Origin of the sequence: Paenibacillus ferrarius (genome assembly GCF_002027705.1) — a bacterium.
Taxonomy (GTDB): Bacteria; Bacillota; Bacilli; order Paenibacillales; family NBRC-103111; genus Paenibacillus_E; species Paenibacillus_E ferrarius.
In genome coordinates this window covers 42,909-58,993 of the sequence record NZ_MBTG01000023.1, presented here as the reverse complement: position 1 = coordinate 58,993, position 16,085 = coordinate 42,909, and the positions used below count along the sequence as shown (strand labels likewise).

Genomic DNA, 16,085 nt, shown 5'->3' with positions numbered 1-16,085 from the left:
GAGATAGCCTAAATCAAGGAATTCCTGCAATAATGCATGCTTTTGAAGCCAAATCTGGTTGCAAGGATGAAAAAGCCTAAAAAGCCTGCACAATCGCAGGCTTTTCCGCTTTTCGCACGATTTCCTTGAAAAAGCCTGCACAATTGCAGGCTTTTAGAATCCTCCTATGGCAGACTTCTCCTCCCATCGCAGGCTTTTCAGAATCTAATGAACCATCTGCCTCGCTCGATGGAATCCAAGTTCCCGATAAACGCGGAAGCACGAATAGTCCATTCTAGAACATCGGGAAGACATAACGTACCAGGAAGTACAGAATACCGAAAATAATCACAATATAAGCGGCATATTTGATAAAGGTGGAAGCAACTAAGCTTGAATCCGATTTCTTCTCCACATGGCGTTCTTCGATATCAATGTTACGTGGTTGTGTTGACATGAGAATCACTCCTTTTTTGAAGGTATCTTGCTAACTAATACCCTGCTGAGCATGGGGTGAAACACCCCTATCCAAGTATTTCCAGCAACATTTCCTTACAGATGATAGGAGATATGCTACAATAAACTTTAAAACTTTATTCAAGATGTGATGGAAAGGGAGTAGAAGATAATGGTTGTTTCCGGAAAAGTAGGTTTGGAAGATATTATTAGGGCCAATCATGTGCTCAGCAAGGTGATCGAACCATCGCCATTGCAACGCAATGAGCTGCTCTCGAACTTGTATGAATGCAACGTTTATCTCAAACGTGAAGATATGCAAATCGTTCGCTCTTTCAAAATTCGTGGAGCTTATAATGTCATTCAAAGCTTAACGGCGGAGGAACGCGAGGCAGGTGTTGTATGTGCGAGCGCCGGCAACCACGCGCAGGGTGTAGCCTATTCTTGCAAGCAGCTTGGCATTGAGGGCAAAATTTTTATGCCGACGACGACGCCTAGGCAGAAAATTTCCCAAGTGAAGCTCTTCGGCGGTTCTTTTGTTGAGGTTATTCTCACTGGGGATTCTTTCGATGATTCCTCCGCTCAGGCCAAAGCCTATTGCGAACAAGAAAATAAAGTGTTCATTCACCCCTTCGATGATGTGCGGACGATTGCGGGACAAGGCACTGTGGGCCTGGAGATTATGAATCAAATGTCAGAGACCCCTGATTACATATTCGCCACAATCGGCGGCGGCGGTCTTGTAGCGGGCGTAGCGACGTATGTAGACAGCGTGTCGCCTCGCACACGAATCATCGGGGTCGAGCCAGAGGGCGCAGCCAGCATGACGGAGTCCTTGCAGCAAGGTAAAGTCGTGACGTTGCCCACGATTGAGAAGTTTGTAGATGGCGCAGCTGTGAAGCAGGTAGGTGAATTGACGTTCGAAATTTGCAAAGATAAGCTGGAGGATATCGTCATTATTCCTTCCGGCAAAGAGTGTACAACCATATTGGAGTTATATAACAATAACGCGATCGTAATTGAGCCTGCTGGAGCACTTCCAGTCGCTGCGCTGGATGCGTATCGGGAGCAGATTCGCGGCAAGAATGTCGTCTGCATCATCAGCGGCGGCAACAATGATATTGACCGCATGCAGCAGATCAAAGAGAGATCTCTGATCTATGAGGGCTTGAAGCACTACTTCATTCTCAATTTCCCGCAGCGGGCGGGCGCATTGCGAGAATTTCTCGAGGAGGTCCTAGGACCGACAGATGATATCACGCGATTTGAATACACCAAAAAGAATAACCGCGACGATGCACCTGCGCTTGTTGGCATTGAGCTCAAGAATAAAGATGATTACGAAGGATTAATAGAGCGCCTGTCCCAAAAGGATTATGGCTATGTCGAGATCAATAAGGATCCCAAATTGTTTAATTTGTTGATCTAAGTTACATTAGCCAAATTCAGAGTGGATATGGTATAGTTATTTAGTCCCAGTAATTACTTATATCGTGTAAAAGGCAAACTTATCGAAAGGTAAGGACGCAAAGTTACAGATCTAATGTTGCTTATGCAATGATGATGGCTGTGCTGCCGACAGGTTGAAGCTTACCTAACAGGTATACCTACGGCTATTCCAATTTGGAATAGCCTTTTTTGACCACAATAGAAAGTGTTTCCGAAAGCGTCTTTCTATTTGGCGATACAACCAACCTCTAAGCGCGGTCGTTCCTCTTTGAATGGCTGTGATAGAGGTTTTCTCATATTAGAACGGAGGATTGTTGAGTGAGAAGCTACTTGGACAAGTGGAAACGGCATATGAAAGCGCGCGCATTTGTTTATTTGGGTGTGCTTGGTTTTCTGTTGTTGACGGCTAATTTGCTAGCGGCGGCTTCCTTTTCTTTGGAACCTAGCGTCGTCCTTGGTTTAGTCATCCAAGCGGTTATCGTTTTCTTAATTGCCCTGAGTATCCGGCAGCTGCGGCTGACGAAACGAACGCAGGAGGCCAAGCGTGAAGAATTAGAATTTCTGGCCTATCACGATACTTTAACTGGATTGCCCAATCGCCGATTATTCGATGATCGCTTGGAGCGGGCGCTTCTGCATGCACAGCGCAGTGAGCAGCTGACGGCTGTTATGTTCTTGGATATGGACAGATTCAAGGAAATCAACGATTCGCTGGGTCACGCGTATGGAGATCGACTGATCCGGCTTGCGGCTCAGCGCCTGCTGGGCTGCTTGCGGGGGGCGGACACGGTGTATAGGCAAGGTGGCGATGAGTTTGCCATTCTACTGGAGTCCTTTGCGAAGCCGGAGGATGTGAGAGTTGTCGCGGAGCGTATTCAGATGGCACTTGAAGAGCCTTTTATCTTGGAGGGGAAGCCGGTAACGATAACGGCAAGTATCGGTATTGCCTTATATCCGTTGGATGGATCAACGGCAGCGCAGCTGCTGGACCACGCGGATGAAGCGATGTATGCAGCTAAAAAGAGAGGTAGCAACCAGTTCCGCTTCTATGCACCGGATATTGATGCGATGGTGAAGAACAAGGCGCTTATGGAATCTGAGCTTCGCTATGCCTTAGAGAATAAGCAATTCGAGCTTTTGTACCAACCGCAATACGAAATTGCAAGTCAGAAATTAATTGGCGTGGAAGCTATTCTGCATTGGAGCAAGGGAGAAACGTTCCTTCAGAGGGACGGGGACTGGCGGAAAGCTGTCGAAGAGATGGGCTTCATGGTCCCTATCGGCAAGTGGGCAGTCCAAACAGCGTGCAGACAGGTGAATAATTGGCGGGAAGAAGGGTTTCCGGCATTAAGAATGACTATAACCATTACCGCCTCGCAGTTTAGAGATGAGAGGTTTATTGAAGAGATCGCCCTTGCGCTGCGAGAATCAGCGATTGATCCGGGGCAGATTGAGCTTGATTTGACGGAAAGCATCACCTCTTCGAATGTGCAAGAGGCAAGCGAGAAGCTCATTCTTCTCAAGAAAATGGGTGTGCGTATTGCCTTGGATGACTTGTGTACAGGTTTGTTTACACGGAGCGGGCTCGAGGGCATGCCGCTGGATAGCGTGAAGCTGGACAGCACGCTGGTGCGAGATTTGGTGGATGATGACGAGAACCAGATACTGGCCGCTGCCATTATTCGCATGGCTCACAGGCTTGGCTTAAATCTCATTGCAAAGGGTGTCGATACGAAGGAACAGCTGGAATACTTGAGGTTTCTGCAGTGTACGGAAGTTCAAGGAAAGCTGTTCAGCAGCCCGCTGAATTCCGAGCAATTTCTAAGCCTTTTGAACGATAAAAATATAAATAGGTAATATGGATTTTATTGACCGGCGGTAGTATAATAAATAATTGGAGCTTGGCGCCTAGATTGTCCATGGGTACAAAAAGGCTGTGTCAACTTGTTTGACATCACGAATTATGTTAATTTACTCGTGTATTGCTTTTCAGTTTGTGAACAACATGATACACTCGAGAATAGCCAGTCTTACATAATTCAACTGGTTCTGGTCAACCTAATGGAATGGGATTCCAAGGTAGAAATGAAAAATAATTTTCTGGGGGTAACATTGATGAAAAAAGTACTATCTACAGCCCTAATGGCTGTAACAGTTTCCGCACTGGCTCTATCTGGTTGTGGTGCAAAAAAAGAAGAAACCAAACCAGCCGCATCAGGCACTCCGGCAGCTAGTGCAGCAGCAACAGCGTCCGCAGCACCAAGCAACAACAGCGGTAAAGATTTCAAAATCGGAATGGTTACAGATATTGGCGGCGTCAACGATAAATCATTTAACCAAAGCGCATGGGAAGGTTTGAAAGCTCTTGAGAAGCAAACCGGCGCTAAAGTGAAAAACCTGGAAAGTAAAAGCGATGCAGATTACACGCCTAACTTAAACCAATTCGTGAAAGACGGCTACAACTTGACTTGGGGTATTGGCTTCTTGATGGGCGATGCACTTAAAACCGTAGCTACCCAAAATCCGAATGCTAAATTAGCGATCATTGATAACGTGGTTGAAGCTCCAAACGTAGAATCGGTTACTTTCTCTGAACAAGAAGGTTCTTACCTCGTTGGTGTGGTTGCAGGTCTTACAACTAAATCGAACAAAATCGGTTTCGTTGGCGGCGTTGACATCCCTGTTATCAAACGTTTTGAAGCCGGTTTCGTAGCTGGCGTTAAAGCAGTAAACCCGAACGCGACAATCAAAATCAACTATACAGGCGCATTTGATAAGCCTGACCTTGGTAAAGCAGCAGCAGCAACGATCTACAACGACGGCGCTGACATCATTTTCCACGCAGCTGGATCCACTGGTAACGGTGTGTTCAACGAAGCGAAAGACCGCACGAAAAATGGTAAAAAAGTATGGGTTATCGGCGTAGATAAAGACCAATCCCTTGAGTTCGGCGATGAAGTGACATTGACTTCCATGTTGAAACGTGTTGATAACGCGGTATCCCGTGTTTCCAAAGACGTAATCGACAACAAATTCCAAGGCGGCAAAGTTGTCGTATTGGGTCTGAAAGACGATGGTGTAGGCCTTCCAGAAACATCCAAGAAAAACGTGTCTGCCGAAATCTTGAAAAAAGTAGACGAGTACAAAGCAAAAATCATCAGCGGCGAAATCAAAGTTCCTGAAAAACCTTAATAGGTAAAGAAATAGTCATGGCATAGCGGTTTCGAGCGATAGATTTACTTTCTGTTCAAACAAGGCTAGTTATCTTAACTAGCCTTGTTCTTTAGTTTTAAGGAAATACAAAATTGATCCTTAGGGTGATCTGATGAGTGAAGTAGTGCCTGTTGTTGAATTAAGCAACATTACGAAGCGGTTTCCAGGTATCGTGGCGAATGACGCCATAAGTTTGAAACTCCAAAAGGGTGAGATTCATGCTCTCCTTGGGGAAAATGGCGCGGGGAAATCCACGCTGATGAATATTTTGTTCGGATTATATCAGCCGGACGAAGGTTTTATTAAAGTGCAAGGCAAAGAAGTGTTTATTGATAGCCCGAATCGGGCGATTGAGCTGGGCATTGGTATGGTGCATCAGCATTTCAAGCTGGTTCAGCCTTTTACTGTGACGGAAAACATTATTTTGGGTATGGAGCCGAAAAAAGGGTCCGCGATTGACTACAAAACTGCGCAAGATAAAGTTCGCAAGCTATCGGAGCAATATGGTTTGCGTGTTGATCCAAAAGCAAGAATCGAGGATATTTCCGTTGGCATGCAGCAGCGCGTCGAAATATTGAAAACGCTGTATCGCGGTGCCGATATTCTAATTTTTGATGAGCCTACTGCTGTACTAACGCCGCAAGAAATTAGTGAATTGATGGTCATTATGCGCAATTTGGTCAATGAGGGCAAATCCATCATTCTCATTACACATAAGCTGAAAGAAATTATGGAAATTGCCGATACCGTCACGATTATTCGCCGTGGGAAGGTCATTGATACCTTGGTCTGCGCACAGGCGAATCCGCAAATTCTGGCGGAGAAGATGGTCGGGCGCGATGTGACGTTCAAAGTGAACAAGGCAGAAGTGAAACTTGGACAGCCTGTTCTGCAGGTACAGGATTTGGTTGCCCGCAGTCACCAAGGACTTCCCGCTTTGAAGGGGCTTAATTTCGAGGTGAAGGCCGGAGAAATTCTGGGCATCGCTGGTGTAGATGGCAATGGACAAAGCGAACTGATCGAGGCTTTAACAGGGCTGCGCGCCGTAGATAGCGGACGTGTGCTTTTGATGGGAAGCGATATCACGAACCATACGCCGCGCGAGATTTCGGAAGCAGGACTATCCCATATTCCGGAAGATCGGCACAAGCACGGGCTCGTCCTCGATTTCACAATGAGCGAAAACATGGTCTTGGAAACGTATTTCCACCCTGCTTATAATAAAGCGGGATTCCTGAATTATGAGGCGATTGATAAACATGCTGAAGCACTGATCAAGCAGTTCGACGTCAGAACGCCAAGCATTTACAACAAGGCGCGTTCCTTATCCGGAGGCAATCAGCAGAAAGCGATTATTGCTCGGGAAATATACAAAAATCCGAATCTGTTGATCGCCGCTCAACCTACAAGAGGCTTGGACGTAGGCGCCATTGAATTCGTGCACCGCCAATTGATCGAGCAGCGGAACAAAGGCAAGGCCGTTTTGCTGATTTCTTTTGAGCTGGATGAAATTATGAATGTCTCAGATCGGATTGCTGTTATTTACGAAGGACAGATTGTGGGAGAAGTGCTGCCGCAAGAAACGAACGATCAAGAGATTGGTCTGCTCATGGCCGGCAGCAAACGCACAGAGAAAGGAGCTGCTCATGAATAAGGTTGCTCGCATTTTGACAAGTGAATCAGCGGTGAATCCAATCGTGGCGATTATACTGGGGCTGTTATTCGGAGCACTCGTTATGCTGGTTGGCGGCTACAATCCGATTGCTGCGTATGCCGCGCTATTTTCCCGTATTTTTGGAAATTCGTATGATATCGGTGAATCCATTCGTGCGATCACGCCTTTGATTTTAACGGGATTATCCGTTGCCTTTGCTTTCCGGACAGGCCTGTTTAATATTGGTGCCGAAGGGCAATTTATTATGGGGATGACGGGCGCTACCTTTATCGGGGTTAAAATACATGGACTGCCGTGGATCGTCCACGCTCCATTAGCAGTTATTGTCGGCGCGCTTGTCGGCGGACTCTGGGGCGCGCTTGCTGGCTATTTGAAAGCCAAACGCGGAGTGAACGAAGTTATTACAACGATCATGTTGAACTGGATTGCGTTGTTCTTCTCGAACTACATCGTCAATCAATTTCTGCTTGAGCCTAAGCAGCAGCGTTCCTATATGATTCAGGACTCAGCTTCCCTGAGCATCACATGGTTATCTGATCTGATGAATCATGCGCGAATTCACTGGGGGACCGTGATTGCGCTGCTTGCCGCAGTTGTGTTCTACATCATCCTCTGGAAAACGAAGCAGGGCTATGAACTGCGCGCTGTCGGCCATAATTTGGATGCCGCCAAATACGCAGGAATGAATGTGAATCGCAACATTATCAAAGCTATGTTCATTTCCGGGATTTTCGCAGGACTTGGCGGTGTGTTTGAAGTTCTAGGTGTCTTCCACTATCAGGTCGTTGCCGCGGGATCGCCGGGCTATGGGTTCGACGGTATAGCGGTGTCTCTATTAGGGGCGAATAATCCGATCGGGATTGTCCTGGGGGCTGCTTTGTTTGGAGGATTATCCTACGGTTCAGCAGGGATGAGCTTCGGTGCCGATGTGCCGCCGGAAATTATCCGTATCGTCATCGGTTCAGTGATATTCTTCGTAGCCACGCAAGGCATCGTTAAGTGGGTACTGATTCCATTCTATAGCAAACGCAAGAAAGAGAGGGCTTCGTAATATGGACCTGCTCACGATGCTTAACGCGTTTTTCTCGAAATCTAGTGAACTTATTAATACGACACTGGTCTACTCGACGGCACTTATCTTCGGAGCTTTGGGCGGTATTTTCTCAGAGCGTTCCGGGGTTGTCAATATTGGGATTGAAGGTCTCATGGTTTCCGGTGCTTTCGCTTCGGCCGTAGGCGCCTATTATGCGGAAGAGGCCAATATGGGGATTTGGTCCCCGTGGATTGGCTTGCTCACTGCTATGGTGTTTGCGCTGATTTTCGCGCTTATTCATGCGGTAGCGACAATTACCTTCAAAGCAAACCAAGTCATCAGCGGTGTCGTCATTAACTTTTTGGCAGCAGGTGTAACTTTGTATCTGGTGAAAGTATTGTTCAATGGCGCTGGTCAAACAGAAACATTAAATGATGTTTTTTCCAAATGGGAGATCCCGCTGCTATCTAAAATACCTTACATCGGGCCTGCGTTTTTCAACGCTTACCCGACGACGTATATTGCTTTGATTCTCGTTGCCGTTACCTACTACGTCTTGTTCAAAACCCCATTCGGACTGCGCCTTCGCTCTGTTGGCGAGCACCCAAGCGCCGCGGATACCGTTGGGATCAAAGTGAAACGAATCCGTTATATCGCGGTACTGATTAGCGGGATGCTGGGCGGTCTCGGCGGGGCAACAATTACGTTGACTACGACCAGTGCCTTCTCGCATAACACGATCTCAGGCCAAGGCTTCATCGCGATGGCGGCCATGATCTTCGGCAAGTGGCATCCGGTTGGTGCGCTGGGCGCGGCTGTCTTCTTCGGAATGGCGCAAGCGCTCAACAACTTCATGCGGTTGTTCGACTTCTCCAAAGACATTCCTCAGGAATTTCTCTACATGCTGCCTTACGTCTTGACGATTCTGGTCTTGGCGGGCGCGGTAGGACGGGCCAAAGCGCCATCGGCGCTTGGTGAGCCGTACGATCCAGGTAAAAGATAATTTAGCTAAGAACACCTTCAAGGGATGTAACCTTGGAGGTGTTTTTGTGTTTCAGCATCGTCCGTAGCGAACCTAGCTGTGATCTTATTTGTTAATATCGTATTTTGCAGGAATTTGTCGAAATTAATAAGAATTTCTAAGGGAAAAGATATCAATGTGAAGGGGTGGAAAAGTTAATGAGTTTACAGAAAACGGCTTTTGTAAGAGGATGGGCAAGATCCGTTTCGTTGAAGTCTTTCAAAGCTAGAATGACAGTCATCTTTCTTATTATCGCGTTAGTTCCGATGCTATTTAGTACAATCTTTTCTTCCTACTATTTGAAAAATGTCGTTACAGATGAAGTCCACTCCAAAGAAGAAAGCGTTCTCAAAGCAGATGCAACGGCCATTGACTATTCGATCCAACGCCAAATCTCGATTCTGAATGAAATACTTAAATTTGATGAGATCAAAAGCGGGAATGAGCAAGAAATCATAAAGACGCTTAAAAAATTTGAACTAGCCAATAAGGACGTTGAGCAGTATATATATGTAAACAAAGACGATATTGCATTAACAACAGCAGGACAAAAAATTCCTGTAGCCGACCGCGACTACATCAAGCAAGCGAGGCAAACCAAAAAAACGGTCAGCTCGGATTTGCTCGTTAGCAAATCCACCGGAAATCATATTGTCGTAATATTTGTCCCGCTGCTGGATGATAAGCAAAATTATATCGGCGGGGTATTCAGCCCAATTACAACGGATAATCTCGCGGTCTACACCAAGACCATTCAGATCGGTAAGTCTGGTTACGGCTATTTGATGTCTCCTTCTGGAGCGCTCTTAACGCACCCAGATACAGATAAGATAGGGAAGAACATGGATAGCGTGTTTACGTCAAAGGAAGCTGCCCAATTCAAAGAGACCGTCTTGAAAGAAGAGCGCGGCAGATTTAACTTTACAGGCGAGGATGGGGTCGCCAAAGAGCTCACCTTTGAAACGATTCCTTCGACTGGTTGGAAGTTGGTTGCAAATATGGTCAATTCCGAAGTCTACGGCTCTGTGAAAACGGCGAATCAAGTATCCATCTGGCTGGCAGTCCTTACTACTATTCTCGTAGCGGCTATCGCCTTAGTAGTCTCCAACTCCATCACTAAACCGATTCTTGCGATAACGGAAGCTGTTAAGAAGATGGCACAAGGAGACTTAACGCCAAGACTTGCCATCCATCGAAGTGATGAACTAGGCCAGCTTGCCGGTAACATGAATCAGATGCTGGATTCTTTCGGAGATATTGTGGGCAAAGCCAGCTATACTGCGGAGCAGTTAGGGGCTTCATCGGAAGAGCTGACAGCTGCTGCTGCTGAATCAGTAGGGATCTCTAATCGCATTGCGGAGTCTATCCACGAAGTGTTCAACGCAACTAAAGGGCAACTGCAAGGAGCGGAGCAAACGTCCACGGCGATGGGGGAAATGGCAATGGGCGTACAGCGTATTGCAGAATCTTCCTCTGTGGTGACGGAAGCCTCGCAGACTTCTCTGCAAGAAGTGCAACAAGGACGTGAGGCCATCCAGCAGGCAGTCCAGCAGATGAAATTTATTCATGAATCGGTAGGGAAATCAGCAGCAGATCTGAGGGATCTGGAGCAGTATTCGCACAAAATCGGAGAAATTGTATCGGTGATCAGCGAAATCACCAGCCAAACGCAGCTCCTTTCACTGAATGCTTCGATTGAAGCAGCACGAGCGGGCGAACAAGGACGAGGGTTCGCGGTGGTGGCGAATGAGGTCAAGAAACTGGCAGAACAGTCCTCTTCCTCAGCTGCCCATATCTCTACGCTGATTCGTGAGGTACAGACATCGACGATGAGAGCCGTACAAGCGATGAACAAGGGTGTTATAGACGTAGGGAAAGGGTCAGAGCTGATTGATACTGCGGGTCAAGTTTTTAATCGCGTTACCGTGGCGTTTCAGGAGATTTCCAATCAAATTCAGGAAGTGTCGGCGGCTTCAGAGGAAATGTCAGCTGGAACCGAGGAGGTCACGGCATCCATGAACGAGATTGTTCATATGACCAAAGCCTCTCATGATCACGGACAGGGCATCTCGGAAGGATCGAAGAAGCAGCTTTCTGCCATGGAGGAAATATCCGCTTCGGCGGAAGATTTAAGCAATATGGCACAAGAACTGCAAGAATCGCTGGCGAGATTCAGAACTCGCTAGGCGAGGCTAGGAAAATAAGGTCAACCAGTGATGACTGGTTGACCTTATTTTGGTTCCGCGTGAATGCTGCGCTCAAGATCAGCAACAATGCTGTAATGTGCCCAGAAGTCTGCGATGAGGGAGCTTTTCATAATGACTTCATCTGATTGCGGTACTCGCTTGGCGAAACACCATACCAACGTCGGAATTGCTTGGAGAAATAGAGGGGATCATAGAAGCCAACCGAGGAGGCAATTTGTTCGATGGTGAGTTCGAGCCGTTCCCGAAGAAGCAGTCGTGCCTTATCGACACGAAGCTGGAGCAGAAAGGTGACAGGCGTTACTTTGGTATGGCGCTTGAACATGCGAGATAAATAGGCGCGATTGTACCCCAAGCTTTCGGCCATCAGCTCAATGGTGATCGGCTCCGCGTATTGGGTAGATAAGTAATGAATCGCTTGCTGCACGATGCGGTCGCTTTCCGCTTCAGAGATAAACCCGACAGCTGTAGAAGCGGATAGGGATTCACAATATTCACCGAGCAAAAGGTGCAGATAGCCAATCGATTTGAGCTGCGCGTTTGATTTTTTGGACCTCAGCGCTTGTTGGATGTGGCGAAATAGGACAGGAATATGGCGATTCCGTATAGTGTGTATAATAGGTACTAAGGGATTTAAGCCTGTGGAGGAAAGGAATGCAGCAGCTTGCTCGCCTGTAAAAGCAATCCAGCAATAATGCCATGGATCGGATTCGTCTGATACATAGCTGATCAACTGCTCAGGCTCGATGACGAAGCTGTCCCCAGCGCTGAGCGCATACTCTTCGCCTTGCGAGGAGAACACGCCTTTCCCTGAGATCACATAGTGGATCAGATAATAGTCATACACCTTGGGTCCTAACCGGTGCTCGGGCTTCGTTTGACTTTCCCCTGCGAACAGCACGGTTAAGGAATGGGCTTCAGCAGGCAGAGGGTTTGAAATGACGTAATAGCTTTCCGGCTTGGTCATGGCGTCTGCACATCTCCGTTCAATGGTTTTCGTCTGATTTGACTTTACCATAAAAGAGGTCAAATAAGAAATTTAGAAATCACATTTTTCCATGTGAAAATAACATGCCTCCATAGTCAATATGAGGTTCTTCTCGTATACTGAGGTTACAAAGTTACTTTTCTTCTTCATTCCAATAAATTTAAAGGCGGTGCCAATCATGGCAGATCTGCAAGCTTTAAAAGACACGTTTATTGAAATTTACGGGAATTCGGCAGCGGCAATTTCAGCTTTTCATGCACCAGGACGGGTGAATTTGATCGGTGAGCATACGGATTATAATGGCGGCTATGTTTTTCCGGCAGCTTTAACCTTCGGAACAACGCTGATTATTCGTCCAAGACAAGATCGTGTTATTGGGTTTGCATCGACCAACTTGGCACTTCGCAAACAAATTTCCATAGATGACTTGTCTTACCAAGAAGAGGATGATTGGATCAACTATCCAAAAGGCATCTTCGTTCATTTGGCCAAAGAGGGCTTCCCAGTTACTCAAGGGTACGATCTTCTGTTCCACGGTGAAATTCCGAATGGCGCAGGGCTTTCCTCATCGGCTTCAATTGAAGTTGTCACAGCATTCAGCTTGCTTACGCTTGAGAAATATCCTATCGACACGGTGAAAATTGCCCTGCTCGCACAGAAAACAGAGAATCAGTTCGTTGGCGTCAACTGCGGCATCATGGATCAATTCGCTGTAGCCAATGGCAAGAAGGATCATGCGATTCTGTTGATGTGTGACACACTCGAATATCGCCATGTTCCTTTCCAAAGCGGCAGCTATAAGCTGGTTATCGGGAATACGAACAAACGCAGGGGTCTCGTAGACTCCGCTTATAATGAGAGACGCAGCCAATGCGAGCAGGCCGTAACTTATCTGCAGAAGCAATTCCCTTCCATCACGCTGCTGGGACAATTGAATCTAGCTCAATTCAATGAGTTCAAGCACTTGATTCCGGACGAAACAGTTCGTCGCAGAGCGCAGCATGTTGTAGAAGAAATTGACCGTGTTCTTAAATCGATCGAGGTGCTGGAAGCGAACGACCTTGAATCTTTTGGCAAGCTGATGATTGGTTCTCATGATTCCTTGCGTGATCTCTATGAAGTAACAGGTCTGGAGCTGGATACCATGGTTGCCGCGGCGCTCAAAGTTCCCGGTGTGCTTGGCGCGCGGATGACAGGCGCAGGCTTCGGCGGATGCACAGTTTCCTTAGTTCATGAAGACAGTGTTCAAACCTTTATCGATCAAGTGGGTAATGAATATACAGAAATAACAGGCCTGACACCTAGCTTCTACGTGTGCGATATCGGCAATGGTGTTGAGCAAGTCGGGGAGGCGTTGTAGATGGCTATTCTAGTAACAGGTGGAGCCGGTTATATTGGATCTCATGCGGTGGCTGAACTTTTGGTCAAAGGGGAAGAAGTAGTTATCGTCGATAATTTGCAGCAAGGGCATAGAAATGCCGTGTTGGGTGGCAAACTGTACGTGGGTGATCTGCGTGACAGTGAATTTCTGGATACTGTATTTACAGAAAATAAGATTGATGCCATTATCCATTTTGCAGCGAATTCTTTAGTTGGCGAAAGCATGACGAATCCTGCCAAATATTATCATAATAACGTATATGGAACATTGTGTTTGCTTGAAAAAATGACGCAATACGGTGTGAAGCGAATCGTCTTCTCCTCTACAGCAGCTACGTATGGCGAGCCTGAAAATATTCCGATCCTAGAAAGCGATCGCACATTGCCAACGAATACGTACGGCGAAACGAAGCTGGCTATGGAAAAAATGATGAAATGGTTCGACGTGGCCCATGGCATCAAATATGTATCGCTTCGCTACTTCAATGCAGCCGGTGCACATGCTGGCGGCAAAATTGGAGAAGATCATAGCCCGGAGACACATCTGATTCCGATCATTCTGCAAGTAGCTCTTGGCCAAAGAGCGCATATCTCCATCTTCGGAGAAGATTATGCTACGGCTGACGGCACGTGCGTGCGTGATTACATCCATGTTAGCGACTTGGCTAGCGCGCATGTGCTTGCTGTTGAGAAGCTGCGTGGCGGTGCGGAAAGCAACATCTATAACCTAGGGAATGGCACAGGCTTCTCAGTTAAAGAAGTGATCGACATTGCCCGCAAAGTAACGGGTCATGCGATTCCTGCGGTCATCGAGCCTCGCAGATCCGGTGATCCGGCAACGCTTATCGCTTCTTCAGACCGAGCGAGAGCTGAGCTTGGCTGGAAACCAACGCGTGATTCCTTGGAAGCAATCATTGAGAGCGCATGGAACTGGCACCAGAATAACCCTAGCGGTTACGAAGCATAAAGTAGAGCAGAACGGATATAGGCTAGAGCGACAAGAACAGATAAGTGGCTAGCTAAGCCTTGTTTTGCGGAGAGGAGCATGGCACATGGAACGAACAGTTGAAGCTGTACAACATACCGCATTAACCATAGAAAGACTTTTGCAGTTCGCCCAGCAAAATGGACTTATTGAGCAGCTTGATGTCTATACATCACGCAATGCTTTATTGGATTTATTCGGGCTTGCTGAGCCTTATCAAGGAGGAGTGCCAACAGAGACATTGAGCAGTCCCGTTGCGCTGCTGGAAGAGCTGCTGGATGACGCCTTTGCAATCGGGCTTTTGGAAGAGAATACGACAACGTACCGTGATTTATTGGATGCTCGCATTATGGGGCTGGTGATGCCCCGTCCATCAGAGGTCGTTCATCACTTCAGGTACACTGCTAAATCTGCCAGCATTGAAGCGGCAACGAACTATTTCTACAAGCAGTCCATTGATTCCAATTACATTCGGATGGATCGTATTCAAAAGAATGAATATTGGCTAGCCGAAACGCCTTACGGCAATCTGGAGATTACGATCAACCTCTCCAGACCGGAAAAAGATCCGAAAGAAATTGCTCTTCTCAAAACGCTGCCGCAAAGCAGCTACCCGCTATGTCTTCTGTGCGTAGACAACTTAGGTTATGCAGGTCGTGTGAACCATCCGGCGCGTCAGAACTTACGCGTGATTCCGCTGGAGCTTGATGGGGAGAAATGGTATCTTCAGTACTCCCCTTATGTATACTATAACGAGCACAGCATTATTTTCCATGAAAAGCACATTCCGATGAAAACAACAGCGAATACGTTCTACCGTTTGCTGGATTTCATCGAACAGTTCCCTCACTACTTCATCGGGTCCAATGCCGACCTGCCGATTGTTGGTGGTTCTATTCTGAACCACGATCATTTTCAAGGCGGGCGTCACCAGTTCCCGATGGAAAAAGCGATAAGTGAGAAAGCCTTCTCACATGCGGATTTTGAAGGCGTGAAAGCCGCCATCGTCAAGTGGCCGATGTCAGTCCTTCGCCTCAGCAGCCACAGCAAGCAGCAGCTGTACAAGCTGGCCAGCAAGCTGCTCGAAGACTGGCTCGCCTACAGTGATGCGGAAGCGGACGTCCTCGCTTTCAGTGAGAAGGACGGACAGCGGACCCCGCATAACACGATCACTCCGATCGCCCGCAATAATGCGCGGGGCGAGTACGAGCTTGACCTGGTGCTGCGGAACAACCGCACCAGCCAAGAGCATCCGGATGGGATTTTCCATCCGCACGAGCACTTGCACCACATCAAGAAGGAGAACATCGGCTTGATTGAGGTTATGGGGCTGGCCGTGCTGCCAGGCCGCCTGCAAGAGGAGCTCGCGGATATCGCGCAGATTCTCACCGGCGAAGCCGAGTTCGGCCGCGAGATCCAGAGCGAAGCCGGCCACCCGCTGCATAAGCATGCGGGATGGATCGAAGCGCTGCTGCTCGCGAAGCAAGGAGCTTCGCTGACGCAGGCCGAAGCAAATGCGCTGCTGCAGGCCGAGGTCGGCAGCAAGTTCATGGACGTCCTGCTGGACGCAGGCGTCTTCAAGCGAGATGAAGCCGGGCAAGCGGCTTTTGGACGGTTTTTGGCTGCGGCGGGCTTTGCGCAGCAGTAATAGTACTCCCCAGTCATTGGCGACTGGGGATTTTTTGTCGCGGGCTTGGACGAG

General features: G+C 47.7%; 12 protein-coding genes and 1 riboswitch. Of the genes, 10 read left to right on the top strand and 2 right to left on the bottom strand.

Features of this window, described 5'->3' with window-relative positions:
- Positions 1–274: 274 nt before the first annotated feature.
- On the bottom strand, positions 275–436 hold the full coding sequence (locus tag BC351_RS42790) for a hypothetical protein (protein ID WP_167388041.1): 162 nt from the start codon (positions 434–436) through the stop codon (positions 275–277).
- Between the two features lie 171 nt (positions 437–607).
- Between BC351_RS42790 and ilvA the strand changes: the two genes are divergently transcribed.
- The 7 genes from ilvA (at position 608) to BC351_RS22860 (ending at position 11,012) form a co-directional block, all read left to right on the top strand.
- Entirely contained in the window at positions 608–1,864 is a 1,257-nt protein-coding gene (gene ilvA, locus BC351_RS22890) for a threonine ammonia-lyase IlvA (protein WP_079415285.1), read from the top strand.
- Positions 1,865–1,926: 62 nt separating this feature from the next.
- Positions 1,927–2,015, top strand: a riboswitch (cyclic di-GMP riboswitch).
- A gap of 187 nt (positions 2,016–2,202) precedes the next feature.
- Positions 2,203–3,741, top strand: a complete 1,539-nt coding sequence (locus BC351_RS22885; RefSeq protein ID WP_079415283.1) for a putative bifunctional diguanylate cyclase/phosphodiesterase — start codon at positions 2,203–2,205, stop codon at positions 3,739–3,741.
- Between the two features lie 258 nt (positions 3,742–3,999).
- Complete coding sequence (locus BC351_RS22880) at positions 4,000–5,076, top strand: BMP family lipoprotein (protein ID WP_079415281.1); 1,077 nt, start codon at positions 4,000–4,002, stop codon at positions 5,074–5,076.
- Between the two features lie 133 nt (positions 5,077–5,209).
- Positions 5,210–6,751, top strand: a complete 1,542-nt coding sequence (locus BC351_RS22875; protein WP_079415279.1) for an ABC transporter ATP-binding protein — start codon at positions 5,210–5,212, stop codon at positions 6,749–6,751.
- Positions 6,744–7,823 (top strand): ABC transporter permease, encoded by a 1,080-nt coding sequence (locus BC351_RS22870; protein WP_079415277.1) that lies wholly within the window; start codon positions 6,744–6,746, stop codon positions 7,821–7,823. Before BC351_RS22875 ends, BC351_RS22870 begins: the two co-directional genes overlap by 8 nt.
- A 1-nt stretch (position 7,824) precedes the next feature.
- Positions 7,825–8,808 (top strand): ABC transporter permease, encoded by a 984-nt coding sequence (locus BC351_RS22865; RefSeq protein ID WP_079415275.1) that lies wholly within the window; start codon positions 7,825–7,827, stop codon positions 8,806–8,808.
- 176 nt (positions 8,809–8,984) lie between these two features.
- Complete coding sequence (locus BC351_RS22860; RefSeq protein WP_079415273.1) at positions 8,985–11,012, top strand: methyl-accepting chemotaxis protein; 2,028 nt, start codon at positions 8,985–8,987, stop codon at positions 11,010–11,012.
- A 127-nt stretch (positions 11,013–11,139) separates the two neighbouring features.
- Here BC351_RS22860 and BC351_RS22855 read toward each other — a convergent pair whose 3' ends face one another.
- Entirely contained in the window at positions 11,140–11,997 is an 858-nt protein-coding gene (locus BC351_RS22855; RefSeq protein WP_079415271.1) for an AraC family transcriptional regulator, read from the bottom strand.
- A gap of 199 nt (positions 11,998–12,196) precedes the next feature.
- On the opposite strand from BC351_RS22855, the gene BC351_RS22850 reads away from it, so the two are divergent.
- The 3 genes from BC351_RS22850 (at position 12,197) to BC351_RS22840 (ending at position 16,031) form a co-directional block, all read left to right on the top strand.
- Positions 12,197–13,378 carry a galactokinase gene (locus BC351_RS22850; protein ID WP_079415269.1) on the top strand — a complete coding sequence of 394 codons (1,182 nt, stop codon included), beginning with the start codon at positions 12,197–12,199 and terminating at the stop codon, positions 13,376–13,378.
- Positions 13,379–14,365 (top strand): UDP-glucose 4-epimerase GalE, encoded by a 987-nt coding sequence (gene galE / locus BC351_RS22845; RefSeq protein WP_079415267.1) that lies wholly within the window; start codon positions 13,379–13,381, stop codon positions 14,363–14,365.
- Between the two features lie 85 nt (positions 14,366–14,450).
- Entirely contained in the window at positions 14,451–16,031 is a 1,581-nt protein-coding gene (locus BC351_RS22840) for a UDP-glucose--hexose-1-phosphate uridylyltransferase (RefSeq protein WP_079415265.1), read from the top strand.
- The last annotated feature ends 54 nt before the right edge of the window (positions 16,032–16,085 follow it).